General features: G+C 71.0%; 25 protein-coding genes. 14 read left to right on the top strand and 11 right to left on the bottom strand.

The features are described 5' to 3' along the window. Positions 1-192 precede the first annotated feature (192 nt). The gene (mce, locus tag ACFYXK_RS06110) at positions 193-621 is read right to left on the bottom strand and encodes a methylmalonyl-CoA epimerase (protein ID WP_053784712.1); all 429 of its coding nucleotides are present in this window, start codon (positions 619-621) and stop codon (positions 193-195) included. Positions 622-758: 137 nt separating this feature from the next. On the opposite strand from mce, the gene ACFYXK_RS06115 reads away from it, so the two are divergent. Together ACFYXK_RS06115 and meaB are read left to right on the top strand one after the other, a co-directional pair. Then, a complete protein-coding gene (locus tag ACFYXK_RS06115) occupies positions 759-1,961 on the top strand; it encodes an acetyl-CoA C-acetyltransferase (protein ID WP_389410022.1) in 1,203 nt (400 codons plus the stop codon). Between the two features lie 53 nt (positions 1,962-2,014). Next, positions 2,015-2,974, top strand: a complete 960-nt coding sequence (gene meaB, locus ACFYXK_RS06120) for a methylmalonyl Co-A mutase-associated GTPase MeaB (RefSeq protein ID WP_053784714.1) — start codon at positions 2,015-2,017, stop codon at positions 2,972-2,974. A 113-nt stretch (positions 2,975-3,087) separates the two neighbouring features. Here the strand turns inward: meaB and ACFYXK_RS06125 are convergent, their stop codons facing one another. The 6 genes from ACFYXK_RS06125 to ACFYXK_RS06150 form a co-directional block, all read right to left on the bottom strand. Further along, positions 3,088-3,162, bottom strand: coding sequence for a 50S ribosomal protein bL37 (locus ACFYXK_RS06125; protein ID WP_099895366.1), 75 nt, complete (start codon positions 3,160-3,162; stop codon positions 3,088-3,090). 94 nt (positions 3,163-3,256) lie between these two features. Then, the gene (locus ACFYXK_RS06130) at positions 3,257-3,835 is read right to left on the bottom strand and encodes a PepSY domain-containing protein (protein ID WP_389410023.1); all 579 of its coding nucleotides are present in this window, start codon (positions 3,833-3,835) and stop codon (positions 3,257-3,259) included. Positions 3,836-3,973: 138 nt separating this feature from the next. Continuing rightward, a complete protein-coding gene (locus ACFYXK_RS06135; RefSeq protein ID WP_389410242.1) occupies positions 3,974-4,450 on the bottom strand; it encodes a MarR family winged helix-turn-helix transcriptional regulator in 477 nt (158 codons plus the stop codon). A gap of 63 nt (positions 4,451-4,513) precedes the next feature. Further along, positions 4,514-5,344: an AIM24 family protein gene (locus tag ACFYXK_RS06140; protein WP_383504261.1), complete on the bottom strand. Its 831-nt coding sequence runs from the start codon at positions 5,342-5,344 to the stop codon at positions 4,514-4,516. Then, positions 5,341-5,991: an AIM24 family protein gene (locus ACFYXK_RS06145; RefSeq protein ID WP_389410024.1), complete on the bottom strand. Its 651-nt coding sequence runs from the start codon at positions 5,989-5,991 to the stop codon at positions 5,341-5,343. Before ACFYXK_RS06145 ends, ACFYXK_RS06140 begins: the two co-directional genes overlap by 4 nt. After that, a complete protein-coding gene (locus ACFYXK_RS06150) occupies positions 5,991-6,629 on the bottom strand; it encodes an AIM24 family protein (RefSeq protein ID WP_266997079.1) in 639 nt (212 codons plus the stop codon). Before ACFYXK_RS06150 ends, ACFYXK_RS06145 begins: the two co-directional genes overlap by 1 nt. Before the next feature lie 201 nt (positions 6,630-6,830). Between ACFYXK_RS06150 and ACFYXK_RS06155 the strand changes: the two genes are divergently transcribed. From ACFYXK_RS06155 to ACFYXK_RS06170, 4 genes are all read left to right on the top strand, one after another. Then, on the top strand, positions 6,831-7,181 hold the full coding sequence (locus tag ACFYXK_RS06155) for a DUF3817 domain-containing protein (RefSeq protein WP_030295226.1): 351 nt from the start codon (positions 6,831-6,833) through the stop codon (positions 7,179-7,181). Beyond that, on the top strand, positions 7,178-7,471 hold the full coding sequence (locus tag ACFYXK_RS06160; protein WP_053784721.1) for an MTH1187 family thiamine-binding protein: 294 nt from the start codon (positions 7,178-7,180) through the stop codon (positions 7,469-7,471). Before ACFYXK_RS06155 ends, ACFYXK_RS06160 begins: the two co-directional genes overlap by 4 nt. 161 nt (positions 7,472-7,632) lie before the next feature. Further along, positions 7,633-9,408: a glycosyltransferase family 2 protein gene (locus ACFYXK_RS06165; protein WP_389410025.1), complete on the top strand. Its 1,776-nt coding sequence runs from the start codon at positions 7,633-7,635 to the stop codon at positions 9,406-9,408. Positions 9,409-9,411: 3 nt separating this feature from the next. After that, the gene (locus tag ACFYXK_RS06170; RefSeq protein ID WP_389410026.1) at positions 9,412-11,412 is read left to right on the top strand and encodes a galactose oxidase-like domain-containing protein; all 2,001 of its coding nucleotides are present in this window, start codon (positions 9,412-9,414) and stop codon (positions 11,410-11,412) included. Positions 11,413-11,448: 36 nt separating this feature from the next. On the opposite strand, the gene ACFYXK_RS06175 is transcribed toward ACFYXK_RS06170, so the two are convergent. Together ACFYXK_RS06175 and ACFYXK_RS06180 are read right to left on the bottom strand one after the other, a co-directional pair. After that, positions 11,449-12,486, bottom strand: a complete 1,038-nt coding sequence (locus tag ACFYXK_RS06175; protein WP_389410027.1) for a glycoside hydrolase family 6 protein — start codon at positions 12,484-12,486, stop codon at positions 11,449-11,451. A 123-nt stretch (positions 12,487-12,609) separates the two neighbouring features. Continuing rightward, positions 12,610-13,602, bottom strand: a complete 993-nt coding sequence (locus ACFYXK_RS06180) for a DUF5937 family protein (protein WP_389410028.1) — start codon at positions 13,600-13,602, stop codon at positions 12,610-12,612. 126 nt (positions 13,603-13,728) lie between these two features. On the opposite strand from ACFYXK_RS06180, the gene ACFYXK_RS06185 reads away from it, so the two are divergent. The 4 genes from ACFYXK_RS06185 to ACFYXK_RS06200 all read left to right on the top strand — a co-directional run bounded on the left by ACFYXK_RS06185 (position 13,729) and on the right by ACFYXK_RS06200 (position 17,704). Continuing rightward, positions 13,729-14,982 carry an MFS transporter gene (locus ACFYXK_RS06185; RefSeq protein ID WP_389410029.1) on the top strand — a complete coding sequence of 418 codons (1,254 nt, stop codon included), beginning with the start codon at positions 13,729-13,731 and terminating at the stop codon, positions 14,980-14,982. A gap of 20 nt (positions 14,983-15,002) precedes the next feature. Then, the gene (locus ACFYXK_RS06190; protein WP_383504246.1) at positions 15,003-15,512 is read left to right on the top strand and encodes a MarR family winged helix-turn-helix transcriptional regulator; all 510 of its coding nucleotides are present in this window, start codon (positions 15,003-15,005) and stop codon (positions 15,510-15,512) included. A 74-nt stretch (positions 15,513-15,586) separates the two neighbouring features. Beyond that, on the top strand, positions 15,587-15,916 hold the full coding sequence (locus ACFYXK_RS06195; RefSeq protein ID WP_383504244.1) for a DUF3817 domain-containing protein: 330 nt from the start codon (positions 15,587-15,589) through the stop codon (positions 15,914-15,916). 87 nt (positions 15,917-16,003) lie between these two features. Then, positions 16,004-17,704: a methylmalonyl-CoA mutase gene (locus tag ACFYXK_RS06200; protein ID WP_389410030.1), complete on the top strand. Its 1,701-nt coding sequence runs from the start codon at positions 16,004-16,006 to the stop codon at positions 17,702-17,704. A gap of 92 nt (positions 17,705-17,796) precedes the next feature. Here ACFYXK_RS06200 and ACFYXK_RS06205 read toward each other — a convergent pair whose 3' ends face one another. After that, the gene (locus ACFYXK_RS06205) at positions 17,797-18,423 is read right to left on the bottom strand and encodes a TetR/AcrR family transcriptional regulator (RefSeq protein ID WP_389410031.1); all 627 of its coding nucleotides are present in this window, start codon (positions 18,421-18,423) and stop codon (positions 17,797-17,799) included. A 260-nt stretch (positions 18,424-18,683) separates the two neighbouring features. On the opposite strand from ACFYXK_RS06205, the gene ACFYXK_RS06210 reads away from it, so the two are divergent. From ACFYXK_RS06210 to ACFYXK_RS06225, 4 genes are all read left to right on the top strand, one after another. Next, the gene (locus ACFYXK_RS06210) at positions 18,684-19,688 is read left to right on the top strand and encodes a tetratricopeptide repeat protein (RefSeq protein ID WP_389410032.1); all 1,005 of its coding nucleotides are present in this window, start codon (positions 18,684-18,686) and stop codon (positions 19,686-19,688) included. 608 nt (positions 19,689-20,296) lie between these two features. Next, on the top strand, positions 20,297-20,935 hold the full coding sequence (locus tag ACFYXK_RS06215) for a DUF6230 family protein (protein ID WP_266784413.1): 639 nt from the start codon (positions 20,297-20,299) through the stop codon (positions 20,933-20,935). Positions 20,936-21,049: 114 nt separating this feature from the next. After that, positions 21,050-21,631, top strand: a complete 582-nt coding sequence (locus ACFYXK_RS06220; RefSeq protein ID WP_389410033.1) for a DUF6114 domain-containing protein — start codon at positions 21,050-21,052, stop codon at positions 21,629-21,631. Then, a complete protein-coding gene (locus ACFYXK_RS06225) occupies positions 21,621-22,895 on the top strand; it encodes a hypothetical protein (protein WP_389410034.1) in 1,275 nt (424 codons plus the stop codon). The genes ACFYXK_RS06220 and ACFYXK_RS06225 overlap by 11 nt, the downstream gene beginning before the upstream one ends. Positions 22,896-23,024: 129 nt before the next feature. On the opposite strand, the gene pyk is transcribed toward ACFYXK_RS06225, so the two are convergent. Further along, on the bottom strand, positions 23,025-24,455 hold the full coding sequence (pyk, locus tag ACFYXK_RS06230) for a pyruvate kinase (RefSeq protein ID WP_389410035.1): 1,431 nt from the start codon (positions 24,453-24,455) through the stop codon (positions 23,025-23,027). Position 24,456: the final 1 nt, after the last annotated feature.

Raw genomic sequence — 24,456 nt, forward strand, 5'->3', positions numbered from 1 at the left:
GCGCGGTCCCATCCGTCCCCTGGTCGCAAGCTCACTCCCAATTGAGCATCGCTCGCCCGCTGAACGACGCCCCCGGGGGAATGGTGTCAGATACCGGGGCAGGGGTCACAGGCCCCGACCCCGTCTCCGCACCGAACCCCGGCCGAGCCATGGCCACTCTACCGGCCGGGGAATCGGGCCATCAGTGGTCCATCAATGGTCGGGGTTGGAGGTGACCAGTTCGGTGAGGACTCCGTGGCAGTCCTTGGGGTGGAGGAAGGTGATCGAGGAGCCCATGGAACCCGTGCGGGGCTGGTCGTAGAGCACCCGGACGCCCTTGCCGCGGATGGCCTCCGAGTCGCCCAGGACGTCCTCGGTGCCGAAGGCGATGTGGTGCACGCCCTCGCCGTTCTTGGCCAGCCACTTGCCCACCGCGGAGTCCTCGCGGGTGGGCTCGAGGAGCTGGAGGTAGGAGGCACCGCCGTCGGAGGTCTCGTTGATCTTGAGCATGGCCTCGCGCACGCCCTGCTCCTCGTTGACCTCGGAGTGGAACACCTCGAAGCCGTACGTGGCACGGTAGAACTCGACGGTCTTGTCCAGGTCGAAGCAGGCGATCCCGATGTGGTCGATTCTTGTCAGCATGGGACCAGTGCACCGCCGAGGAGGGTGGTCACGCAACGTGCCAGCGATCACACCGACTGCCCGGTGACGGCGCGGGTACCGCTCAGTACATTCAGGTAAACCCTCGTTCACTCCTCATCCTCAAGGGGCTGTGCTCCATGTCCGGAACGAACAACACCACGTCAGTGATCGTCGCCGGGGCCCGCACGCCCATGGGGCGGCTGCTCGGCTCGCTGAAGTCCTTCTCGGGCGCCGACCTCGGCGGGTTCGCCATCAAGTCCGCGCTGGACCGGGCCGGCATCGCCGGTGACCAGGTGCAATACGTGATCATGGGCCAGGTGCTGCAGGCCGGCGCGGGCCAGATCCCCGCCCGCCAGGCCGCCGTCAAGGCCGGCATCCCCATGAACGTGCCCGCGCTCACCATCAACAAGGTGTGCCTCTCCGGCCTCGACGCGATCGCGCTGGCAGACCAGCTCATCCGCGCCGGCGAGTTCGACATCGTGGTCGCGGGCGGCCAGGAGTCCATGACCAACGCCCCGCACCTGCTGCCGAAGTCTCGAGAGGGCTTCAAGTACGGTGCGATCGAGATGCTGGACGCGATGGCCTACGACGGCCTCACCGACGCCTTCGAGAACATCGCGATGGGCGAGTCCACCGAGAAGCACAACACCCGCCTGGGCATCGAGCGCGCCCCGCAGGACGAGTTCGCCGCCGCCTCGCACCAGCGGGCCGCCGCCGCTCAGAAGAACGGCGTCTTCGAGGCCGAGATCACCCCGGTCGAGATCCCGCAGCGCAAGGGCGACCCGGTGATCTTCTCCCAGGACGAGGGCATCCGCCCGGAGACCACGGTGGAGTCCCTCGGCAAGCTGCGCCCGGCGTTCGCGAAGGACGGCACGATCACCGCCGGCACCTCCTCCCAGATCAGCGACGGCGCGGCCGCCGTGGTCGTGATGAGCAAGGCGAAGGCCGAGGAGCTGGGCCTGGAGTGGATCGCCGAGATCGGCGCCCACGGAAACGTGGCCGGTCCCGACAACTCCCTGCAGTCGCAGCCGTCGAACGCGATCCTGCACGCCCTGAAGAAGGAGGGCCTCGAGGTCTCCGACCTGGACCTCATCGAGATCAACGAGGCCTTCGCGGCGGTCGCCGTGCAGTCAATGAAGGACCTCGGCGTGAGCCCGGAAAGGGTGAACGTCAACGGTGGCGCCATTGCCCTGGGCCACCCGATCGGCATGTCCGGCGCCCGCGTGGTGCTGCACCTCGCGCTGGAGCTGAAGCGCCGGGGCGGCGGGGTCGGCGCGGCCGCACTGTGCGGCGGCGGCGGCCAGGGCGACGCCCTGATCGTCCGGGTCCCGCAGAAGTAGGACCTCCGTACCCGAAGCCGTATCCACAGCGAGAACCGAGGAGCGCAGCACGTATGACGGTGGACGTCCCCCAGCTGGTGGCCCAGGCGCGTGAGGGCAGGCCGAGGGCGGTGGCCCGGCTGATCTCGCTGGTCGAGGGGGCGTCCCCGCAGCTGCGCGAGGTGATGGCGGCCCTGGCCCCGCTGACCGGCGGGGCGTACGTGGTGGGCCTGACCGGCTCCCCGGGCGTCGGCAAGTCCACGTCGACCTCGGCGCTGGTCTCCGCGTACCGCAAGGCCGGCAAGCGGGTCGGCGTCCTCGCCGTCGACCCGTCCTCGCCGTTCTCCGGCGGTGCGCTGCTCGGCGACCGGGTCCGGATGTCGGACCACGCCTCCGACCCGGGGGTCTACATCCGCTCCATGGCCACCCGCGGCCACCTGGGCGGCCTGGCCTGGGCCGCCCCGCAGGCGATCCGGGTGCTGGACGCGGCCGGCTGCGAGGTGATCCTGGTCGAGACGGTCGGGGTCGGGCAGTCGGAGGTGGAGATCGCCTCGCAGGCCGACACCTCGGTGGTGCTGCTGGCCCCCGGGATGGGCGACGGGATCCAGGCCGCGAAGGCGGGCATCCTGGAGATCGGCGACGTGTACGTGGTGAACAAGGCCGACCGGGACGGCGCGGACGCGACCGCCCGGGAGCTGAACCACATGCTGGGCCTGGGCGAGGCGCGGGGCCGGGACGACTGGCGGCCGCCGATCGTCAAGACGGTCGCGGCCCGCGGCCAGGGCATCGACGAGCTGGTCGAGGCCCTGGAGAAGCACCGCGCGTGGATGGACGAGCGCGGGGTGCTCGCCGAGCGCCGTACGGCCCGGGCGGCACGCGAGGTGGAGACCATCGCGGTGACGTCCCTGCGGGCCCGGATGGCCGACGTGCACGGGGACGCCCACCTCGACGCCCTGGCGGCCCGGGTCGCGGCCGGCGAGCTGGACCCGTACGCGGCCGCGGACACGCTCCTGGCGACGCTGACGGAGGCCTGAGCGGGCGCGGGCCCGCGCAAGGGCGCGGGCCCGCCCCCGTACGGCGTACGCACGCGAGAGCCGCGCCCCGATCGATCGGGGCGCGGCTCTCGTACGTCTGCGGGGCGGACCGGTCAGGCGTTGGGACGCTTGCCGTGGTTCGCCTTCTTCTTCTTGCGTGCTCGCTTCTTGTTGCCGCGCTTGGCCATGACGCCACTCCCTCGAAGATCGGGGTAATCCGGGCGTTCGCCAGTCTAGGGGCGCCCGATCCGGTCCGCACGGGAACCCGCGGACCGGCGCGTGTCAGCTGCCGTCGTCGTTGCTGTCGCCATTGCCGTCCGAGTCCGATCCGGACACCGTCGCCTTGCCCGTCGTGGCGTCGACGTGGACGTTCGTGGTCTTGTCACCGGATTTGACCTCGACGTTCCAGTACTGGGCGCCGTTGTCGTCATCGTCGTCCCATTCCACCGACCAGACCTGGCCGGGATGGGCGGCGACAGCCGCCTTCATCGCCTGCTGGGCGGTGACCTTCGCGGCGAGCAGCGCCTTGTTCCCGCCGTCGTCGCCGTCGTCGTTCGCGTTCTCGGTGAACACGTTGCCGCTGCGGGTGTCGACCGTCAGTTCCGCGTGCTTGCCGTCCTTGGCGATGACGTCGACGTGCCAGACGGCGTCGTCCTTGTCGACGGACTCCACGACGCCGGGGTACTTCTTCAGCGCGGCGGCCACGGCCCCCTCGGCGTCCACGTCGGCGCGCGCCGAAGCGGCCGCGGGGGCGGTTCTCGCCGCGTCGGCCGTGTGTGCGGCTGCGGCCGCCACCGGGCCCCCGAACGCCAGGACCACGGCCGCGGCGGATGCGGCGTACGCCTTGTGCTTGCTGTGCATGGCTGACCTCCTCAGGCCGGCCATGCGCTTACGGTTGCCCGGCGGGCGGCCGGCGAGCGAGCGTTACCACCCATTCTCCGGGCACCCACCGGGGACGGCACCCCGGATGGGCGCCGTCCGGCCGGTGCCGGGCGGGTGTCAGACCTTGCCGCGCTGGTCGCGCAGGTGGCTCGCGACCGGCTCCAGCGAGGCGCGCAGCGCCGCCAGGGCCTCCGGCGGCAGCAGGTCGATGAAGTGCCTGCGGACGGACGCCACGTGGTGCGGGGCGACCTTCCGCATGAGCTCCATGCCCTCGTCCGTCAGCACGGCGTACAGCCCCCGGCGGTCGGACTCGCAGTTGACGCGGACGACCAGGCCGGCCGTCTCCATGCGGGTGATCTGGTGGGACAGCCGGCTCTTGGACTGCAGCGTCGACGTGGCGAGATCGCTCATCCGCATCCGGTGGTCCTCGGACTCCGAGAGGTTCACGAGGATCTCGTAGTCGTTGTTGGTGAGTCCGAAGGGCTGGAGATCCTTTTCCAGCTGGTGCATCAGCAGTCTGCTGACGTCCAGGTGGGTGCGCCAGGTGCACTGCTCGGCGTCGGTCAGCCAGCGCGTGGCCGTCTCGGTCTCCATGGTCTCCATGAATGAACTCTACCTAAGAAGTTGAATTACGTACAAAAAATGGAAAGCTGAAGATCACAGTCCGAGGCGCCGCTGGATGTCACCCAGCTGTCCCGGCATCCGCGGTACACCCAGCTGCCCCAGGGGGCCCTGCTGGCCGTGGCCGCCGCCGTACCCGGCCCCGGGCACGCCCGCCGATTCCGCGCCGGCGCCGACCGCCCCGACGGCCTTCTCCGCCATCAGCATCTCCGACGACTGGAGCAGCACCGTCCCGGCCCCGACGAACTCGAACTGGTGCTCCTCGCCGGAGCTGCCGCCGATGCCGGTCAGCGAGCGCAGCCCGCCGATGACACCCGACATGTAGCCGTGGTCGTAGTGGTGGCAGGGGGACGGGCAGTCCGCCCAGCCCACCAGCGCCTGCGGGTCCACGCGCAGCGGCGGCTCCATGAACACCACCGGCCCGTTGGACGCCGCCACGAACTTCCCCGTTCCGATCAGGGTCAGGAACCCCGGCACGATCGACTGCTTCAGGGCGAGCGAGGGCTGGTAGGCCAGCAGGTTGCCCGACCGGATCGTCAGGTTCCCATTGTCCAGGTCGTACGAGTTCACGTCGAAGGCCCGGTCGGCCAGCAGCATCTTGCCCTGGCCCTCGGCCACGACCCAGTCACTGGCGTGCATCGGCGAGTGGAAGCTGGTGCGCAGCAGCCGGTCGAAGCGGCCGTTGCCGACGCCGTTGAACTCCATGCGCCCGTAATAGGCGATCATCTTGCCCTTCTGCAGGAACCACTGGCTCCCCTTGAGCTCCACGCAGAAGGTGTACGCGTTCACGTTGTCGTCGGAGGGCAGGGTGTGCGGGTCGAAGACCGTCGGGCCGCCGGGCCCGCCGATGACAGGACCAAAGTTCACAGCTTCTCCTCCGACGCCTGCACGTACACGGCTCCCTGGCCCGACAGCTCCAGCTGGAAGGCCTCGCCCGAGCCCCGCCCCACCATGTCGCGCCAGCCGAGCGCGGTGGAGAGCTTGTTCCTGACGTCCCCGTGGTGGGCCACGTACGCCTGCGGGTCGACGTGGACCGGCCGGTTCGGGGTGATGGGGAGCTCGATGACCCCGCCGTGGGCCATCACGGCGACCGAGCCGTGCCCCTCGAGGGTGGTGGTGAACAGGCCCTGGCCGGTCACCTGACCGCGGACCATGCCCATGACACCGCCCTGCGAGCCCATGAACATCGTGCCCTGCTGCAGGGTGCCGTCGAAGGCGAGCAGCCGGTCGGCCTCGACGTACAGCGTCTCGCCGGTCAGGCCGATCACCTGGATGTGGTGGCCGCCGTGGCCGAACATCACCGTGCCGCTGCCCTCGACCGTCATCAGCGGGGTCTGCTCGTTCGCCACCCGGCGCCCGATCATGCCCATCACCCCGCCCTGACCACCGGTCAGGCTCGGGGTGAAGGAGACCTCGCCGCGGTACGCGAGCATCGCGCCGCGCTGGCTGTACATCCGCTGCCCCGGGATCACCTGGGCCTCGACCATCTTCGAGTTGATCTCGCGGAACGGCATCAGATGTCGCCCCCGATGGTGTTGCGCTCGCTGGGCTGCACGTAGACCAGGCCCTCGCCCTCGAAGCGGATCTGGAACGACTCGCCGGAGCCCTCGCCGATCAGCGTCCGGAAGTTCACCCCGGACTGGAAGGACTGCTGGAGGTTGCCGGTGTGCGCGATGTACGCCCCCGGGTCGACGGAGAGCGGGTACTGGCCGCTGACGCGCAGCACGACCGCCGGGCCGTCGGACATGATCGCCGCCTGGCCGGAGCCCTCGACGGTCGTCGTGAACAGGCCGTTGCCCGTCGTCGCGCCGCGCAGCCCGGTGAACGTCGTGCCGGTGCGCAGGCCCGCGTCGGTGCACAGCAGGTTGCTGGACTCGACGTAGAGCTTCTCACCCCGCAGGTTCACCAGGTTGATCTCGCTCGCGCGGTCGGCGAAGAAGCAGGTGCCGTGCCCCTGCACTTCCATCACGGTCATCTGCTCACCCGTCAGTCGACGGGTCACCATGCCCCGGAGGCCTTCGCCGCCGCCGGTCATCTTCTTGAAGGCCATCTGGCCGTCGTACGCAACCATGGAGCCGTTCTTCGCTTTCACGGCATCCCCGGTCAGGTCGACGGCGAGCACCTTGCTGCCTTGGAGTCGGAACTGAGCCACGGGATGACGTTATCGGCAGCGGGCGAAGGCGAACAGGGCCCCGTGGCCTATATCCGGCGACTGCGGCATCTCGCACACCGCGGCGCAGTCACGGCACACCCCGCGGCGGGTCCGCCGGACCCCTGCGGACCCCCGGTCAAGATCCCGCAAACCGGCTGAGAGACTGGGACGGACCCCCGGCCACCACCCCGAAGGCTCACCGTGGACATCAAGACCGCTTCCGCCCTGCACCGGCTGCGCCTCGTCTCCGTACCGGAGGCGCTGTCGTTCCCGGCCCTGCTGATCTTCGGCTCGCTGTTGAGCCGGATCTCCGACATCGACTACCTGATGATGCCGCTCGGTGGCCTGCACGGGATCCTGTTCCTCATCTACCTGGTCTTCCTGGCCGATGTCTGGAACAAGGCGAAGTGGCCGGCCAAGAAGGCGGCCCTGTTCTTCGTGCTCGCGCTGGTGCCCTTCGGCGGCCTGTACGGCGACAAGCTGCTCAAGCGCGAGGAGGCCGACAGCGTGCTGGCGGCCCGCGCCCGGCGCGAGGCGGCGAACGCCGCATGATCGTCGCGTTCTCGGTGACCCCGCTGGGGGTCGGCGAAGAGGTCGGCGAGTACGTGGCCGACGCGGTGCGCGTCGTACGGGAGTCGGGTCTGCCGAACCGCACGGACGCGATGTTCACCTCGATCGAAGGCGAGTCCTGGGACGAGGTGATGGACGTGGTCAAGCGCGCGGTGGCGGCCGTGGAGGAGCGGGCGCCGCGGGTGTCGCTCGTCCTGAAGGCCGACATCCGTCCCGGGGTGGTGGACGGGCTGACGTCGAAGGTGGAGACGGTGGAACGCCACCTGGCGTAACCCGCCCCGCCCCACCCCGGCCGACCCCCGGACCACTCGTACGGCCCTGTCCGGGGGCGGCGGCACCGAACCCCCCTTTCGGCCGAGCCCCGTTCGACATGCTCATGGTTTGTCACCTTTCGTGGTGAGGGAGACCCTGGGCTTCGAGCACTGGAGGGGCCGTGCGGCCGGATGGCTTCGACTACGAGACCCACAGCCGCCTCGCCGGTCCGTTCGCGGAGCCGGACCGCACCGCCTACCGGGTGGGCTACCGCTCCCTGCTCTCGCGCGAGGAGCTCCGCACCCGAATACGCGCCGTCCTCCTCATGGTGCTGGCCCCTCTCGCCGCGGCCGGACTGCTGCTCTACCTCGTCTGGCCCACGCACCGGACCGTCCGGGAGGGCGGCGAGCGCTGGCTCGTCCGCTGCGACACCGCGATGCTCGTGTGCATCGCCTTGATCATGCTGTTCATGCTGGTCAACGTCGTATCGGTGGCCCACGCCACGCTGGTCGCCCGCGATCCGGTCCCCGTACCGCCCGAGCCCGGCACCAAGGTCGCCTTCCTGACCACGTTCGTCCCCGGCAAAGAGCCGCTCACCACGGTGCGGGGCACCCTCCTGGGGGCGGTCGCGCTGCGGCACGACGGTCCGCTCGACGTATGGCTGCTGGACGAGGGGGACGACCCCGAGGCCCGGGCCCTGTGCGCGGAGCTCGGCGTACGGCACTTCACCCGCAAGGGCGTAGCCGGCTGGAACACCCGCACGGGCGCCCACCGCGAGCGGACCAAGCACGGGAACTACAACGCCTGGCTCGTCGCACACGGCGACGACTACGAGTTCTTCGCCTCCGTCGACACCGACCACGTCCCGCTGGCGAACTTCCTGGAGCGGATGCTCGGCTACTTCCGCGACCCGGACATCGCCTTCGTCGTCGGCCCGCAGGTGTACGGCAACTACACCTCGTCCGTCACCAAGGCCGCCGAGTCCCAGCAGTACCTCTTCCACGCCCTGATCCAGCGCGCGGGCAACCGCTACGGGGCCCCCATGTTCGTCGGCACCAACAACGCCGTGCGGATCAGCGCCCTCAAGCAGGTCGGCGGGCTCTACGACTCCCTCACGGAGGACATGGCCACCGGCTTCGAGCTGCACCGCCGGCGCAATCCGGTCACCGGGCGGTTCTGGAGGTCCGTCTACACCCCCGACGTGCTCGCCGTCGGCGAGGGGCCGGCCTCGTGGACCGACTTCTTCACGCAGCAGCTGCGCTGGTCGAGGGGCACGTACGAGACCCTCTTCCGGCAGTACTGGAGAGGGTTCTTCCGGATGCCCCCGGGGCGCCTGCTCAACTACACGCTGATGCTCGTCTACTACCCCATGACGGCCGTCAACTGGCTGCTCGGGATCCTCAGCTGCGTCCTGTTCCTGTGGCTGGGCGCCTCCGGAACCCAGGTCTCGTCCGAGGTGTGGCTCATGCTCTACACCGACGCGGCCGCGCTCCAGGTGGGCCTGTACCTGTGGAACCGCCGGCACAACATCTCCCCCCACGAGCCCGCGGGCTCCGGCGGCCTGGCCGGCATGGCGATGTCCGCGATCTGCGCGCCCGTCTACCTCATGTCCCTCGGCTCGGCGCTGCTGCGCACCCGGGGCCGGTTCGTCGTCACCCCCAAGGGCGCGGGCGCCAGCCCCGACCGGCTGGCGACCTTCCGGATCCACCTGTTCTGGGCCGCCGTCCTGGCCCTCTCCCTCGCCGCCTCGGTCCGCCTCGGCCACACGCACGCCGCGATGCGCACCTGGGCGGTGCTCTCCCTGCTGATCGCCCTCGCCCCGGTCGCCGTGTGGGGCCGGACCCTGCTGCGCGAGCGCCGGGCCCCGGTCCGGGCGGCATCCCTCGACATCGGGCTCGGCCACGGGCCGGGCGAGGAGCCGGAGCCGGCGCTCGCCACACCGGCGGGAGGGAACTGAGCCATGGCGTACCGGCCCTCGAAGCAGTTCAAGAACACCGTGCTGGGCACCGGAGCCGTGGTGGTGCTGGCCGCACTCAACGCGCCCGCCGCGCTCTCCTTCGCGCAGGAGCGCTACCACGCGTACAAGACCGGCCAGTCCAGCTACAAGATCCAGTACGGCTCGTGGGGGCAGGTCCGGCTCCCCGAGGAGTACCGGATCAACGCCATGCACGCGGCCTTGCTGCACACGGGCAAGGTGCTGCTGATCGCCGGCTCCGGCAACAACCAGAAGAAGTTCGACAAGGGCACCTTCGACACCGTCCTGTGGGACCCGGGGAACGACACCTTCAAGAAGGTCCCCACGCCGGAGGACTTCTTCTGCTCGGGCCACAGCCAACTGCCCGACGGACGGCTGCTGGTGGCGGGCGGCACCGCCCGGTACGAGGTCCTCGACGGCAAGGTCACCCGCGCGGGCGGCGGCATGCGGGTCAAGAACGAGAGCCCCGACAAGGTGGCCAGGCTGAAGAAGGGCACCCGGTTCCGGTCCCCGTCCGGGGTCGAGTACGTGTCGAAGTTCGACGTCACCGTTCCGAAGGCCGAGCGCGAGTTCGAGATCACGTACGGGCGCGCCGGGCACGTGAACCCCTGGCGGACCAAGGTGGTCGCGGCGGAGGCGAGGGTCTTCGTCGAGGCGGTGAAGGCGGGCGCCGAGGGGCTGACGACCGAGGCCGCCCAGTACCGGGTCGTCGGGCTCGAGGGCAAGGACGCCGACAACGTCTACGGTCTCGCGGAGCGGCTGAGCGTCGACAAGCAGGACTTCCAGGGCATCAAATCGGCGTACGAGTTCGACCCGGAGGCGGAGAAGTACGTCCCGGTCGGCCCGATGAAGGACGCCCGCTGGTACCCGACGCTGGTGGCGCTGCAGGACGGGCGGGTGCTCGCGGTCTCCGGGCTCAACGACGTGGGCGACGTGGTCCCCGGCGACAACGAGTACTACGACCCGAAGACCAAGCAGTGGACCCGGGGCCCCTTCCGCTACTTCCCGACGTACCCCGCGCTCTTCCTCGTGCAGGGCGGCAAGCTGCTCTACACCGGGTCCAACGCGGGATACGGCCCCAAGGACAAGGGGCGCGAGCCCGGTGTGTGGGACCTGAAGACCAACAAGTTCACCGAGGTGACGGGGCTGGCGGACCCCGACCGGCTGGAGACCTCGTCCTCGGTGCTGCTGGCGCCGGCCCAGGACCAGAAGGTGATGGTGCTGGGCGGCGGCGGGGTGGGCGAGTCGAAGCTGTCCTCGAGCCGGACGGCGATCGTGGACCTCAAGGAGGACGACCCGGTCTTCCGGTCCTCCGCGCGGCTGCCGCAGGGCACCCGCTACCTGAGCAGCGTGCTGCTGCCGGACGACTCCGTGTTCACCACCGGCGGCTCCCGCGACTACCGGGGGCGCGGCGCCAGCGACATCCACAAGGCGCAGTTCTACTACCCGCGCACCGACACCTTCGTGGCCGCCGCCGATCCGTCGGTGGGCCGCAACTACCACTCCGAGGCGCTCCTGCTGCCCGACGGGCGGGTCGCGACCTTCGGCTCCGACCCGCTCTTCGCGGACAAGGACAACACCCGGCTCGGCAAGTTCGAGCACCGGCTGGAGGTGTACTCGCCGCCGTACCTGTACCGGGACCCGGCGCGGCGGCCGGTCCTGGGGGCCGGGCCGGCCGAGGTCGGGCCGGACGGGCGGGCCACCTTCGCGGCGGCGCACCCGGAGCGGATCCGGCGGGCCCGGCTGATGCGGCCGAGCGCGGTCACGCACACCACGGACGTGGAGCAGCGGTCGGTCGAGCTCGGGCTGACCAAGGCGGCCGGCTCCGTGACGGTCGAGGTGCCGAAGGACCCGACGCTGGTTCCGCCGGGCTGGTACATGCTGTTCGTGACGGACGCGGACGGGACGCCTTCGGTGGCGAAGTGGCTCCGGGTACGGGCCCCGCATCCGGCGCCGGCTCCGGAGGAACAGCCCCCGGCGGAGTGAGCGCTGCTGCGCCTGCGCACTCCTCGCCCCCGCCCCTCACTCCTTGCTGCGGCTGGCCAGGCCCAGTGCGTAGTCCGCCCACCACGTGCCCGCCCCCGGGCCGCCGCGGCAGGGTCCGTCGGACTCGCCGGGCCGTTTGATCCAGAGGTACGCGTCGACGAGCGGGTCGCCCGTCCTGTCGGTCGGCGGGACGCCGAGCGCGCGGCCCGGCGGATTGCACCAGGCCTCGTGGCCGTCGCCCGGAAGCGGGCCCGCGCCGTTGCGGCTGGTGTCGATGACGAAGTGCTTGCCGTGGGCGGCCCGGGAGATGCGGGCGCCGTACTCCCGGCCGGCCGCGTCGGGCTGGAAGTTGGAGACGTTGAGCGAGAACCCGTCGGCCTGGCCGAGCCCGGCCTTGTAGAGGGGCTCGACCAGTTTCATCGGGTCCGGGATCCAGGCCGGATTGCCGGCGTCCAGGTAGACCTTCGTGTTCCGGTTCTTCTTCAGCCGGGTGACGGCCTCGGCGAGGAGCCGCAGGCGCTCGTCGTGGTGGTCGGCCGGGGTGCAGCCGTCCACGACGTGCGGGACGGCGTCCGGTTCCAGGACGACCACGGCCCTGGCGTTGCCGATGCCGTCGGCGAAGGCGCCGATCCAGTTGCGGTACGCGGTGGCGTTCTTCGCCCCGCCGGCCGAGTGCCGGCCGCAGTCGCGGTACGGGATGTTGTACGCGGTGAGCACCAGGACCCGGCCCGCCGACGTGGCGCTCTTCGCGGCCCGCCGGATCTCGGGACCGGGGTCGCCGCCGGGCCCCCACAGGGCCATGGGCCGTTCCGAGATCCGGCGCAGGACCTGGGCGTCGCTGTTGCGGCCCTGGGCCTCCCAGGCGGCGACCTGCCGGGCGGCGTCGCTCTGCGGGTCCACCCAGAACGGGGACGCGGCGGGCGGGGCCTGGCCCGGTGCCTCCGCAGGGGCGTGCGGGGGCGCGGACTCCCGGGCGGATTCCGGACCGCCGCAGGCGCCGGCCGCGCCGAGCAGCAGGGCGAGGCCGAGTGCGGCGGTGAGGGGTCTGGGGCGTGGGCGGGGTCGGCCTGGCATCCGGGTTCCTCGGGGCGAAGGGTCGGTGCGCGGAATCAAGGACCGGCATATCGTGACATGACGGTCAGTGAGCCCTGCTCCGCGACACCGCCGGTGCCGCCGCCCGGATGCACCGGAACCCGGCTACGCCGGCGGGGCGCCCGTGGCCAGGGCGATCCCGAGCGGGGTGCGCTCGTAGAGGATCCGGTGGCCGTGGCGGGCCGAGATCAGCAGGCCCGCCCCGTGCAGGGCCTTCAGGTGTGCCGAGACCGTGGCCGGTGCCAGCCCGAGCCGGCGGGCCAGCGCCGTCGTGGAGGCCGGCTCGTCCAGCGCGCACAGCACGTCCGCCCGGCCCCGGCCCAGCAGCCGCGCCAGCGCCCGCGGGGTCGGGCCCGGCGAAGCCGTCCACAGGGCACCGATGCCGCGCGCCGGGTAGACCAGCGTCGGCTGCCAGGGCGGGTCGTACCCGCCGACCACCTCCGGCCACACGAACGCGCTCGGCATGAGGAGCAGGCCCTGCCCGTCCAGGGAGCGGTCGTGGTGGGTCGGGCGGTCGATGGTGAGCGTGCCGTCCGACCACCGCAGGTCCGGGTGGAGGCCGTCGAACAGGGCCTCCAGCCCGCCCGCCGCCAGCCGCCGCGAGTGGAACAGGATGTCCGCCTCCAGCAGCTCCCGCAGCCGCGGCCAGTGCGGGGCGATCAGCGCGGACCACGCCTGCTCGTACAGATCGGCCAACTCCCGTACGGCCCGGGCCGGATCCGCGAGCATCCGTCGACCCGGGTCGCTCTCGGCGGCTCCCGGGGTGCAGACGAGGGCGCGCCGCAGGTCCTCGCGCAGCGCCTCGGGATCGGCGGCCGAGGACCGTACCCGGGCCAGCTCCTCCTCGAAGGTGACGGAGGGTCCGACCGGCGGCGGGCTCAGGAAGTCGGGGTTGTGGCCGGTGCGCGGCATCAGCAGCCACAGCGGCCGCAGGTCCAGGCCGTCGGCGGCCGCGCGGATCTGCCGCAGCCAGGGCAGGTGGTACGCCTGCCGGGCGGGAGTCCGGAGGGTCCGGACCGCCTCCTGGGTCTCCCAGCGGGGCGAGAGCGAGAACCGGCAGCGCAGCAGGTCCCCGGGCCCGAACCGGAAATGGAACACGGCGGCTCTCCCTCCCGGTCGTGGTCCGCGGCCCCGGCGGCCCCGTGGGGCAGCCGGCTTGGCACGGTGATTCGGCCAGGGCCGAATCACTGTCGGGCACCCACGGTAGCCCCGCAGGGTCACCGCATGGCAACCGTCAACCACGCCACCCCGCCGACCGCCGGCGGCTACCGGTCCGTCTTCCGGGTCCGGGAGTTCCGGCCCGTCTTCGCCGCGCACCTGATGTCCGTCCTCGGCATCGTCGTCGCCGAGATCGCCCTCACCGTCCTCGTCTTCCGCACCACCGGCTCGCCCCTGATGAGCGCGCTCACCTTCGCCCTCGGCTTCCTCCCGTACGCCCTCGGCGGCACCCTCCTCGCCGGGATCGCCGACCGGCACCCCGCCCGCCGGGTCCTCGTCGGGTGCGACCTCGTCTGCGCCGCCTGCGCGGCGGCCATGGTCCTGCCCGGCACCCCCGTCGCGGGGCTCCTCGTCCTGCGCTGCGCCATGGCCTTCGTCGCACCGCTGTTCCAGGGCACCCGCAACGCCTCCCTCGCCGACATCCTCGGCCCCGGCGACGCGTTCGTCCTCGGCCGCTCGCTGATGCGCATGGTGGCCCAGAGCGCCCAGCTGATCGGCTTCGGCCTCGGCGGGCTGCTGCTCACCGTCCTCGCCCCGCGCGCGGCCATCGCGCTGACCGCCGCCGGATTCCTGTGCTCGGCCCTGCTGCTGCGCTTCGGCACGCGGGCCCGGCCGGCCCGCGCCGGCGCCCGCCGCACCTCGCCCCTCGCCGGGCTGCGCGCCGTCCTGGGTGAGCGCCGGCTGCGGGCGCTCACCCTGCTCTTCTGGCTGCCGCCCGTCTTCGTCATCGCCCCCGAGGCGCTGCTCGTCCCGTACGCCGACGGCATCGGCGCCGGCACCGCCGCGCTGGGAGTGATGATGTGCGCCCTGCCCGTCGGCACCATCGCAGGTGAACTGTGGGCCGGCTCGGCGCTCGGCCCCCGTGCCCGCTCCCGGCTCGTGGCCCCGCTCGCGGCCGCCGGCATGCTGCCGCTGCTCGTGTACGCCGTCCGGCCCGGGGTGGTGACCGTACTCGCGGCCCTGCTGCTCGCCGGTCTGGCACACGCCTACACCCTCGGCCTCGACCAGTGGTACGTCGACGCCGTCCCCGGCGAGCTGCGCGGCCGGGCGATGACCCTGCTGAGCACCGGCCTGATGACCCTCCAGGGCGTCGGCATGGCACTGGCCGGGCTGGCCGCCGAGTTCCTGCCGGTGCACGTGGTCGTCACCGGCGCCGCGGCGCTCGGCACGATGGTGGTCCTGCTCCTGCTCGCCGCACTGCGGTCCGCGGACCGGCGGGAGGACGGACCGAAGAATGAGACGGGCCCCACGGCCAAATGACCGCCCGGTAGGGTCGGTACGTGTCCAAGCCGCTCAGCCTCCCCTTCGACCCCATCGCCCGCGCCGACGAACTGTGGCAGCGCCGCTGGGGGCCGGTGCCCTCGATGGCCGCCATCACCTCGATCATGCGCGCGCACCAGATCCTGCTCGGCGAGGTCGACGCGGTGGTCAAGCCCTACGGGCTGACCTTCGCGCGCTACGAGGCGCTGGTCCTGCTCACCTTCTCCAAGGCCGGAGAGCTGCCGATGTCGAAGATCGGCGAGCGGCTCATGGTCCACCCGACGTCGGTGACGAACACGGTGGACCGGCTGGTGCGGTCCGGGCTGGTGGCCAAGCGGCCGAACCCGAACGACGGGCGCGGCACGCTCGCCTCCATCACGGACAAGGGCCGCGAGGTCGTCGAGGCGGCGACGAAGGACCTGATGGCCGTCGACTTCGGGCTGCGCGCGTACGACGCCGAGGAGTGCCAGGAGATCTTCGCGCTCCTGCGCCCGCTGCGGATCGCCGCCGCGGACTTCGAGGAGCAGTAGCGGCCGCCGTCACCGGGCCGCCGTCACCGGGCCCCCGTCAAGATCGCGCGCAACGGATCGTTACGCTCGTATCCATGAAACGAAGCGTGCTGACCCGCTACCGCGTCATGGCCTACCTGACCGCGGTCATGCTGTTGATCCTCTGCACCTGCATGGTTTTCAAGTACGGCTTCGACACCGGCGCCGACCTGACCCTGGCGGTCTCCCAGGTGCACGGTGTGCTGTTCATGATCTACCTGGTGTTCGCCTTCGACCTGGGCTCCAAGGCGAGGTGGCCGTTCCCGAAGCTGCTCTGGGTGCTCGTCTCCGGCACGATCCCGCTGGCCGCCTTCTTCGTCGAGCGCACGGTCCGCGCCGAGGTCGAGCCGCTGGTCGTCGACGCCGTGGCCACCGCCGACGCCTAGAGCGCCGCTCGCCCGTCGGGTACCCCGGGGAGACTCCCCGGGGTTTCCCATCGACATTTACTAGGACGTCCTAGTAAATTCGTGGGTATGGACGCTGACGCCATCGAGGAGGGCCGCCGCCGCTGGCAGGCCCGTTATGACAAGGCCCGCAAGCGCGAGGCCGATTTCACCACGCTCTCCGGGGATGACGTCGATCCCGTCTACGGCCCCCGGCCCGGTGACTCGTACGAGGGATTCGAGCGCATCGGCTGGCCGGGGGAGTACCCCTACACCCGCGGCCTGCACGCCACCGGATACCGCGGCCGGACCTGGACCATCCGCCAGTTCGCCGGGTTCGGCAACGCCGAGCAGACCAACGAGCGCTACAAGATGATCCTGGCCGCCGGCGGCGGCGGGCTCTCCGTGGCCTTCGACATGCCGACGCTCATGGGGCGCGACTCCGACGACCCCCGCTCGCTCGGCGAGGTCGGCCACTGCGGGGTCGCCATAGACTCCGCCGCGGACATGGAGGTCCTGTTCAAGGACATCCCGCTCGGCGACGTGACCACCTCGATGACGATCTCGGGCCCGGCCGTGCCCGCCTTCTGCATGTACCTGGTCGCCGCCGAACGCCAGGGCGTGGACCCGGCCCTGCTCAACGGCACCCTCCAGACGGACATCTTCAAGGAGTACATCGCCCAGAAGGAGTGGCTCTTCGAACCCGAGCCGCACCTGCGCCTCATCGGCGACCTCATGGAGTACTGCGCGAAGGGCATCCCGGCGTACAAGCCGCTGTCCGTCTCCGGCTACCACATCCGCGAGGCCGGGGCCACGGCCGCGCAGGAGCTCGCGTACACCCTGGCCGACGGCTTCGGCTACGTGGAACTGGGCCTCTCCCGGGGCCTGGACGTGGACCACTTCGCGTCCGGCCTCTCCTTCTTCTTCGACGCGCACCTCGACTTCTTCGAGGAGATCGCCAAGTTCCGCGCCGCCCGCCGGATCTGGGCGCGCTGGATGAAGGAGGTGTACGGGGCGCAGAGCGAGAAGTCGATGTGGCTGCGCTTCCACACCCAGACGGCCGGCGTCTCGCTGACCGCGCAGCAGCCGTACAACAACGTCGTACGCACCGCGGTCGAGGCCCTCGCGGCCGTCCTCGGCGGCACCAACTCCCTGCACACCAACGCCCTCGACGAGACCCTCGCACTGCCGAGCGAGCAGGCGGCCGAGATCGCCCTGCGCACCCAGCAGGTGCTGATGGAGGAGACCGGGGTGGCGAACGTGGCCGACCCGCTGGGCGGTTCCTGGTACGTGGAGCAGCTCACCGACCGCATCGAGGCCGACGCCGAGAAGATCTTCGAGCAGATCAAGGAGCGCGGTCTGCGCGCCCACCCGGACGGGCAGCACCCGATCGGGCCGATCACCTCGGGCATCCTGCGCGGCATCGAGGACGGCTGGTTCACCGGGGAGATCGCCGAGTCGGCCTTCCAGTACCAGCGGTCCCTGGAGAAGGGCGACAAGCGGGTCGTCGGCGTCAACGTGCACCACGGGTCGGTGACCGGGGACCTGGAGATCCTGCGCGTCAGCCACGAGGTGGAGCGCGTACAGGTGCAGGAGCTGGCCGCGCGCAAGGAGCGCCGCGACGACGCCAAGGTGAAGACCTCGCTGGACGCCATGCTGGCCGCCGCCCGTGACGGGTCGAACATGATCCCGGCGATGCTCGACGCGGTGCGCGCCGAGGCCACGCTCGGTGAGATCTGCAACGTGCTGCGCGACGAGTGGGGTACGTACACGGAGCCGCCGGGCTTCTGAGCCCGCCCCCGTCCGGTGGGAGGCCGGTCGCGGCAGGCCCCTGCGGGGGCGGCCGTGACCGGCCTTTCCGTTCGCCCGGGCCGGTCCCGGGCTCAGGCGTGGGCCGGGCCCTGGAGGCCGTGCATCAGCAGGGCCGTGAAGGTGGACACCCAGGCCTCGTCCACCGGCTCGCAACTGACCAGCGCGCGGTGGACCACCGTGCCGGCGATCACGTCGAAGATCAGGTCCGTGGTCGGGCCGGCGAGCCCCTCGTCCTCCTCGTACGGGAGTTCGCCGCGGGCCTGGGCCCGCTCGCGGCCCAGTACGACGAGACGTTTCTGCCGGTCCACGATCGCCGACCGGATCCGGTCGCGCAGGGCCTCGTCCCGGGTGGACTCGGCGACGACGGCCATCAGGGCCGTACGGGCCTCCGGCCTGCGCAGCAGCGTCGCGAACTGGAGGACGACGTTTTCTATGTCGGCTTCGAGGGAACCCCGGTCGGGGAGCTCGAGGGAGTCGAAGAGCTCCGCGACGGCGTCCACGACCAGCTCGTTCTTGCCCGCCCAGCGGCGGTAGAGGGTGGTCTTGGCGACCCCGGCCCGGGCGGAGACGTCGCCCATCGTCAGCTTCGACCAGCCCAGCTCGACCAGCGCGTCCCGCGTCGCGGCGAGGATGGCCGCGTCCGCAGCGGCGCTGCGGGGGCGGCCGGTGCGTCCGGTCGGGGGGCTGGGGTTGCGCATGGCGCAGACCATACCCGTCGGTAGCGGAACCGGAGGCCCCCGAAATGCTGTGCTTGAGATCACGGGGCGCGAACGGCCGCGAGGAGTTACGCTACGGCTCGTAGCGTAAGAGCGACGACCACGCGAAGAGCTACCGGCGCCAGGTGGGGACCCGGCGCCACACCATACGACCACCGCACAACCGATCGGTCCGACGCGGGCAAGAAGGCATTTCGGCCGATCTTTTTCGTCGGCGCGCACACACGGGGGAGGATGTACGCATGCAGCCCAGAAACATGTCCATGAGCGGCGTCGTCGACCTCGCCGCGGTGAAGGCGGCCGGCGAGGCCAAGGCGAAGGCCGAGCAGGCCCGTGCCGAAGCGGCCCGGCAGGCCGCCCAGGGTGGCGCACCCGCGTCCGCCGGTGCCGTGCCGCCGTCCGCGCTCGTGATCGACGTCGACGAGGCCGGCTTCGAACGCGACGTCCTCCAGCTCTCCGCCGAGGTCCCGGTCGTCCTGGACTTCTGGGCCGAGTGGTGCGAGCCGTGCAAGCAGCTCAGCCCGCTGCTGGAGCGCCTGACGATCGAAGCGAACGGCCGCCTCCTCCTCGCCAAGGTCGACGTCGACTCCAACCAGATGCTGATGCAGCAGTTCGGCATCCAGGGCATCCCGGCCGTGTTCGCCGTGGTCGCGGGCCAGGTGCTGCCGCTGTTCCAGGGCGTGGCGCCCGAGCAGGAGATCCGCGCGACCCTGGCGCAGCTGGTCCAGGTCGCCGAGGAGCGCTTCGGGATCATCGGCATCGAGGTGGACCCGAACGCCGAGGGCGCTCCCGCGGGCGCCCCGGCCGCCGAGGCCGCGATCCCGGCGGGCCCGTACGACGCGCTGCTCGAGGCGGCGGTCGTCGCGCTGGACGCCGGCGACCTGGGCGGCGCGGTCCAGGCGTACAAGAACGTGCTGGCGGACGACCCGGCCAACACCGAGGCCAAGCTGGGCCTGGCCCAGGCCGAGCTGCTCGCCCGGGTCAAGGACATGAACCCGCAGGCGGTGCGCGCCGCGGCGGCCGAGGACCCGAAGGACTCGGCGGCCCAGATCGCCGCCGCGGACCTGGACCTGGTCGGCGGTCACGTGGAGGACGCCTTCGGGCGCCTGGTGGACACGGTCCGGGTGACGGCCGGCGCCGACCGCGACGCGGTGCGGGTGCGGCTCCTGGAGCTGTTCGAGGTCATCGGGGCGGACGATCCCCGGGTGGCGGCGGCGCGTACGGCGCTCGCGCGGGTGCTGTTCTAGAGCCCGTTCCGTGTCCCTTCCGGAGGCGTCCGGGAGGCCGCCGGACCACCGGCGATTTGTTGACACGTAGATAAACAGCGGCCGCACTTTGCCAAAACTTGGCAATTGCGGCCGCTGTTACTCGCAGTAAGAGGAACCCCGTGATCTGTCCGGTGTGTTCATGAATCCGACGTTCTGTCGTGGCCCTTGGTGACACCCTGCGTCGTCACCCGATGGCGCCGGGTCGACCCCCGGTTATCTTGCCGTTACCCGCCAGTAACGAACCCCCTTGTGTCCCGGCCTGGAATGGACCACGATCGGCGACGCTCGGTCCTTCCCGCAGAGCCGCTCATCCGGAGCCGCGGTGGAGGGTCCCCACCGGGCCGGCCGGTGGCAGTGGCACCGGCCGTGGGACAGGGGGGTCTTCGCCACACCGGCGGAGCCTGTCCTCCTGGTTGCGCGAACGCGTGACCCAGTGGTTGTCGCTCGGGGGTGAACGCCGGCGTACCGGACGCGGCTCTGCCGCGGCTCGGCCGCCTGCGCTCCTTCCCGAGGACGTAGCACTTCTCCCATCCCAGGACGGGTACGGCCCGGACCGGAGATGTACGTCCGAGAAGGAGGAACGAATAATGAGTTCTCAGGTTCGTGGCGGGACCAGATGGAAGCGCTTCGCGCTCGTCATGGTGCCGAGCATCGCGGCAACCGCCGCGGTCGGTGTGGGTCTGGCGCAGGGTGCCCTCGCGGCGTCCTTCAGCGTCTCCGGCCAGGACTTCAAGGTCTCGGCCGACAAGCTCGACGGTGACAACCTCATTCAGTACGGCGGTATCGCCGAGGGTCACGACCTCAAGGGCAACGCTGCGCACCACCCGGTGACCATCTCCGGGTTCAGCCACGCCGAGATCACCAACATGTGCCAGTCGCTGGTGACCCCGACCCCGCTGGGCAACATCACGCTGCAGCTGCGGACGGGCCACAAGGGCAAGCCGGCCGTCGCCGACAACATCTACCTGGATGTTGCGGAGCTCGACACCGACGCCGAGTTCAAGAACCTGGACATCGGTGTCGCCGTGGGCGACGCGAGCCACAAGACCAAGCCGCAGGCCGGTACGGTCGCGAGCCCCTACGCGTTCTCCCAGCGCGCCGACAAGGCGATTCTGACGAACGTGCGCCAGAAGGCGTGGGCGACGACGGCGGGTACGTTCAAGCTGCCCGACCTCAAGCTGCGCCTGCTCGGCGGCGACCAGCCGTGCTACCAGGACGAGAAGTAATCCGTCCCGGAGCGTGACCGGAGGGGCGGTCGGCGCCGGCTGCAGCCGATTCCGCCCGCCCGTCCGGGGCTCCACCTAGTTCTCCGTACCACCGTTTCCAGGGAGCTGTAGTCCATGAACCACCAGGCCCCGGTCTACGTTCGCCGCTCTGATGATGCTTGGCTCACCGTGGTGTACTACCACTTCTACGCCTGGCGCGGCCGCCGTCCCTTCTGGGCAGGCCTGTTCACGCTCCTCGGTGGTGTCCCGATCGTGTACTTCCCGTACGCGGACATGCGATTGGGCAACGTCACTCTCGCGATGGCGACGACGACCGGATCCGGCTCGCTGATCATCGGCATCCTGCTGATGACGCTGGGCCTGGCCCTCTGGTTCCAGCAGAGCATCCGGGTCTTCGCCGGGGTCGCCTCGATCCTGCTGGCCCTGGTGTCCCTGCCGGTGTCCAACCTCGGCGGGTTCTTCGTGGGCTTCATCCTCGCCATGCTCGGCGGCGCCCTGGCACTGGCGTGGGCCCCCGGCAGCCCGGTGGAAGAGGCCGCCGTCCCGGACGGTGGCATGGGCAAGTCGGCGGCCATGGCGGACAACCCCCAGGGCATCCCGGGCATTTCAGGCATCCCGGTGCCCCGTGAGACGGAAACGGCATACGCGAGCGAGACGACTGCCCACGCCGATGGCGGGAGGAACAGTGCGGGGTGACGAGACGCAGCGGGGCGTGGCCCCGAGCGCAGAGTCCCGTGAAAGAAGGGGCCCGCGGCACGCCGCGCCCCGGAAGTCGCTGCTGAACAAGATCCAGATACCCGTCGGCAAGACGATGGCGCTGGCGGCCATGCCGACCGCGGTCTTCGTCGGGATGGGCGTGGCCCCGAAGCTGGCCCTGGCCGACGACCACGAGATCCCCTTCGCGCCCGGCCCGTGCGTCACGCGGTCCGACGAGCCCGCGGAGTCGGCCTCTCCGAGCCCCTCCACGTCGCCCTCGCCGAGTTCGTCGCCCACGGCGACGCCCTCGCCCGGTGCGTCCAAGGCCCCGACGCCCGGCGTCACCCCGCCGGCCCCGAAGCCTTCCGCCAGCAAGCCCGCCGGCACCACCGCGTCGAAGCAGACGGACCCGTCGGCCCCGGCCGCCGCACCGTCCGCGTCCAAGACCCCGAACCCGCTGGACCCGCTGGGCGTCGGCGACGCCCTCAAGGGCATCGTCGACGGGATCACCAAGCCGCTCGAGACCGCGAAGCCGTCGGCGACCCCGACGCCCACGCCGTCCAAGACGGCCACGGCGACCCCGTCCCCGGCGAAGCCCGCCCCGGACCCGGCCTCGGACGCGATCCGCGACGCGGCGAAGAAGGCCGGCGTGGACGTCAAGGAGCTGTCGCAGGACGTCAAGGACACGGCGACGAAGCCGAAGGACGAGACGGGCAAGACGGCGGAAGAGGACAAGCCGAAGCCCGAGGAGACGAAGGACGCGGACGGGAAGCAACCCTTCCCCTGTCCGACGTACGACGCCAAGGCGCTGGCCGACGCCGAGCTGGAGCCGGGCATCCCGCTCCTGCCGGACGAGCCCTGGTACCTCGACAGCTCGCTGCTGACCCTCTACGGCCTGGACTACCACGGCATCGTCGAGGTGAAGACGGCCGGCGGCAAGACCAAGAAGGTCCTGAAGTTCACGGCGGACTCGCTGGACATCAAGGACCTCTACCAGACGGTCGGCAAGAGCGGGAACGTCGCCCACCTGAAGTCCCGCTCCGGCTCCACCTCCAAGATCCGCGGCGGCACGGTGACGATGTACACCGAGAGCCTCAAGGGGAACCTGTTCGGCCTGATCCCGATCGAGTTCACCCCGAACAGCCCGCCGCCCCTGAACGTCCCCTTCGCGTTCTTCACGAACGTCAAGGTCGTCCAGGCCGGCCAGTTCGGCGGCACGCTCACCGTCCCGGGCCTCAAGAACTACATCGGCCCGCCGGAGTAGTCCCGTACGGGGTGCTCCCGTACGGCCCCGTACACCGCGTCGCAATGCACCGAGGGCGGCACCCCGGATCCCGGTCGGGATCGGGGTGCCGCCCTCGGTCTCTGTGCGGCAGAGTCACACCGTGCGGTGTCAGCCCTGGGACTGGCCGCCCAGGCGGTGGACGCGGACCATGTTGGTCGTGCCCGGGACGCCGGGGGGCGAGCCGGCGGTGATGACCATCGTGTCGCCCTCGTTGTAGCGGCCCAGCTTCAGCAGCTCGCCGTCCACCAGGTCGACCATCGCGTCGGTGGTGTCCACGTGCGGGACGATGTAGGACTCGACGCCCCAGCTCAGCGTGAGCTGGTTGCGGGTGTTGACGTCGGTGGTGAAGGCCAGGATCGGCTGGGTCACGCGGTAGCGCGACAGCCGGCGGGCCGTGTCACCGGACTGGGTGAAGGCGATGAGTGCCTTGCCGTCGAGGAAGTCCGCGATCTCGCAGGCCGCGCGGGCGACGGAGCCGCCCTGGGTACGGGGCTTCTTGCCCGGGACCAGCGGCTGGAGGCCCTTGGAGAGCAGCTCCTCCTCGGCCGCCGTGACGATCTTCGACATCGTCTTGACGGTCTCGATCGGGTACGCGCCGACCGAGGACTCGGCCGACAGCATGACCGCGTCCGCGCCGTCGAGGATCGCGTTGGCGACGTCGGACGCCTCCGCGCGGGTCGGGCGGGAGTTGGTGATCATCGACTCCATCATCTGGGTCGCGACGATCACCGGCTTGGCGTTGCGGCGGCACATCTCGATGAGCCGCTTCTGGACCATCGGGACCTTCTCGAGCGGGTACTCGACGGCCAGGTCGCCACGGGCCACCATGACCGCGTCGAAGGCGTCGACCACGGCGGCCATGTTCTCGACGGCCTGCGGCTTCTCGACCTTGGCGATGACGGGGACCCGGCGGCCCTCCTCGTCCATGACCTTGTGGACGTCCTTGACGTCGTTGGCGTCGCGGACGAAGGACAGGGCGACCATGTCGCAGCCCATCCGCAGGGCGAAGCGGAGGTCGTCGACGTCCTTCTCCGACAGGGCGGGGACGTTCACGGCGGCACCCGGCAGGTTGATGCCCTTGTGGTCCGAGATGACACCGCCCTCGATGACGATGGTCCGCACCCGCGGGCCCTCGACCTCGGTCACCCGCAGCTCGACGTTGCCGTCGTTGATCAGGATCTGGTCGCCCTTGGCCACGTCGCCCGGCAGACCCTTGTAGGTGGTGCCGCAGATGGACTTGTCACCCGGGACGTCCTCGGTGGTGATGGTGAACTCGTCACCGCGCACCAGCTCGACGGGGCCCTCGGCGAAGGTCTCCAGACGGATCTTCGGACCCTGGAGGTCGGCGAGGACGCCGACCGCACGCCCGGTGTCCTCGGAGACCTTCCGGACGCGGTCGTACCGCTCCTGGTGTTCTGCCTGGGATCCGTGGCTGAAGTTGAATCGGGCCACGTTCATACCTGCCTCGATGAGCGCTTTCAGCTGCTCATACGAGTCGACGGCGGGGCCCAGCGTGCAGACGATTTTGGAACGGCGCATG

The organism is Streptomyces sp. NPDC002209, assembly GCF_042890265.1.
GTDB lineage: Bacteria > Actinomycetota > Actinomycetes > Streptomycetales > Streptomycetaceae > Streptomyces.

Excerpts from the sequence above, each read along its gene's own strand:
- mce (WP_053784712.1), bottom strand. The coding sequence starts at position 621 with ATGCTGACAAGAATCGACCACATCGGGATCGCCTGCTTCGACCTGGAC.
- ACFYXK_RS06115 (WP_389410022.1), top strand. The coding sequence starts at position 759 with ATGTCCGGAACGAACAACACCACGTCAGTGATCGTCGCCGGGGCCCGC.
- meaB (WP_053784714.1), top strand. The coding sequence starts at position 2,015 with ATGACGGTGGACGTCCCCCAGCTGGTGGCCCAGGCGCGTGAGGGCAGG.
- ACFYXK_RS06130 (WP_389410023.1), bottom strand. The coding sequence starts at position 3,835 with ATGCACAGCAAGCACAAGGCGTACGCCGCATCCGCCGCGGCCGTGGTC.
- ACFYXK_RS06135 (WP_389410242.1), bottom strand. The coding sequence starts at position 4,450 with ATGGAGACCGAGACGGCCACGCGCTGGCTGACCGACGCCGAGCAGTGC.
- ACFYXK_RS06145 (WP_389410024.1), bottom strand. The coding sequence starts at position 5,991 with ATGCCGTTCCGCGAGATCAACTCGAAGATGGTCGAGGCCCAGGTGATC.
- ACFYXK_RS06160 (WP_053784721.1), top strand. The coding sequence starts at position 7,178 with ATGATCGTCGCGTTCTCGGTGACCCCGCTGGGGGTCGGCGAAGAGGTC.
- ACFYXK_RS06170 (WP_389410026.1), top strand. The coding sequence starts at position 9,412 with ATGGCGTACCGGCCCTCGAAGCAGTTCAAGAACACCGTGCTGGGCACC.
- ACFYXK_RS06175 (WP_389410027.1), bottom strand. The coding sequence starts at position 12,486 with ATGCCAGGCCGACCCCGCCCACGCCCCAGACCCCTCACCGCCGCACTC.
- ACFYXK_RS06185 (WP_389410029.1), top strand. The coding sequence starts at position 13,729 with ATGGCAACCGTCAACCACGCCACCCCGCCGACCGCCGGCGGCTACCGG.
- ACFYXK_RS06195 (WP_383504244.1), top strand. The coding sequence starts at position 15,587 with ATGAAACGAAGCGTGCTGACCCGCTACCGCGTCATGGCCTACCTGACC.
- ACFYXK_RS06200 (WP_389410030.1), top strand. The coding sequence starts at position 16,004 with ATGGACGCTGACGCCATCGAGGAGGGCCGCCGCCGCTGGCAGGCCCGT.
- ACFYXK_RS06205 (WP_389410031.1), bottom strand. The coding sequence starts at position 18,423 with ATGCGCAACCCCAGCCCCCCGACCGGACGCACCGGCCGCCCCCGCAGC.
- ACFYXK_RS06210 (WP_389410032.1), top strand. The coding sequence starts at position 18,684 with ATGCAGCCCAGAAACATGTCCATGAGCGGCGTCGTCGACCTCGCCGCG.
- ACFYXK_RS06215 (WP_266784413.1), top strand. The coding sequence starts at position 20,297 with ATGAGTTCTCAGGTTCGTGGCGGGACCAGATGGAAGCGCTTCGCGCTC.
- ACFYXK_RS06220 (WP_389410033.1), top strand. The coding sequence starts at position 21,050 with ATGAACCACCAGGCCCCGGTCTACGTTCGCCGCTCTGATGATGCTTGG.
- pyk (WP_389410035.1), bottom strand. The coding sequence starts at position 24,455 with ATGCGCCGTTCCAAAATCGTCTGCACGCTGGGCCCCGCCGTCGACTCG.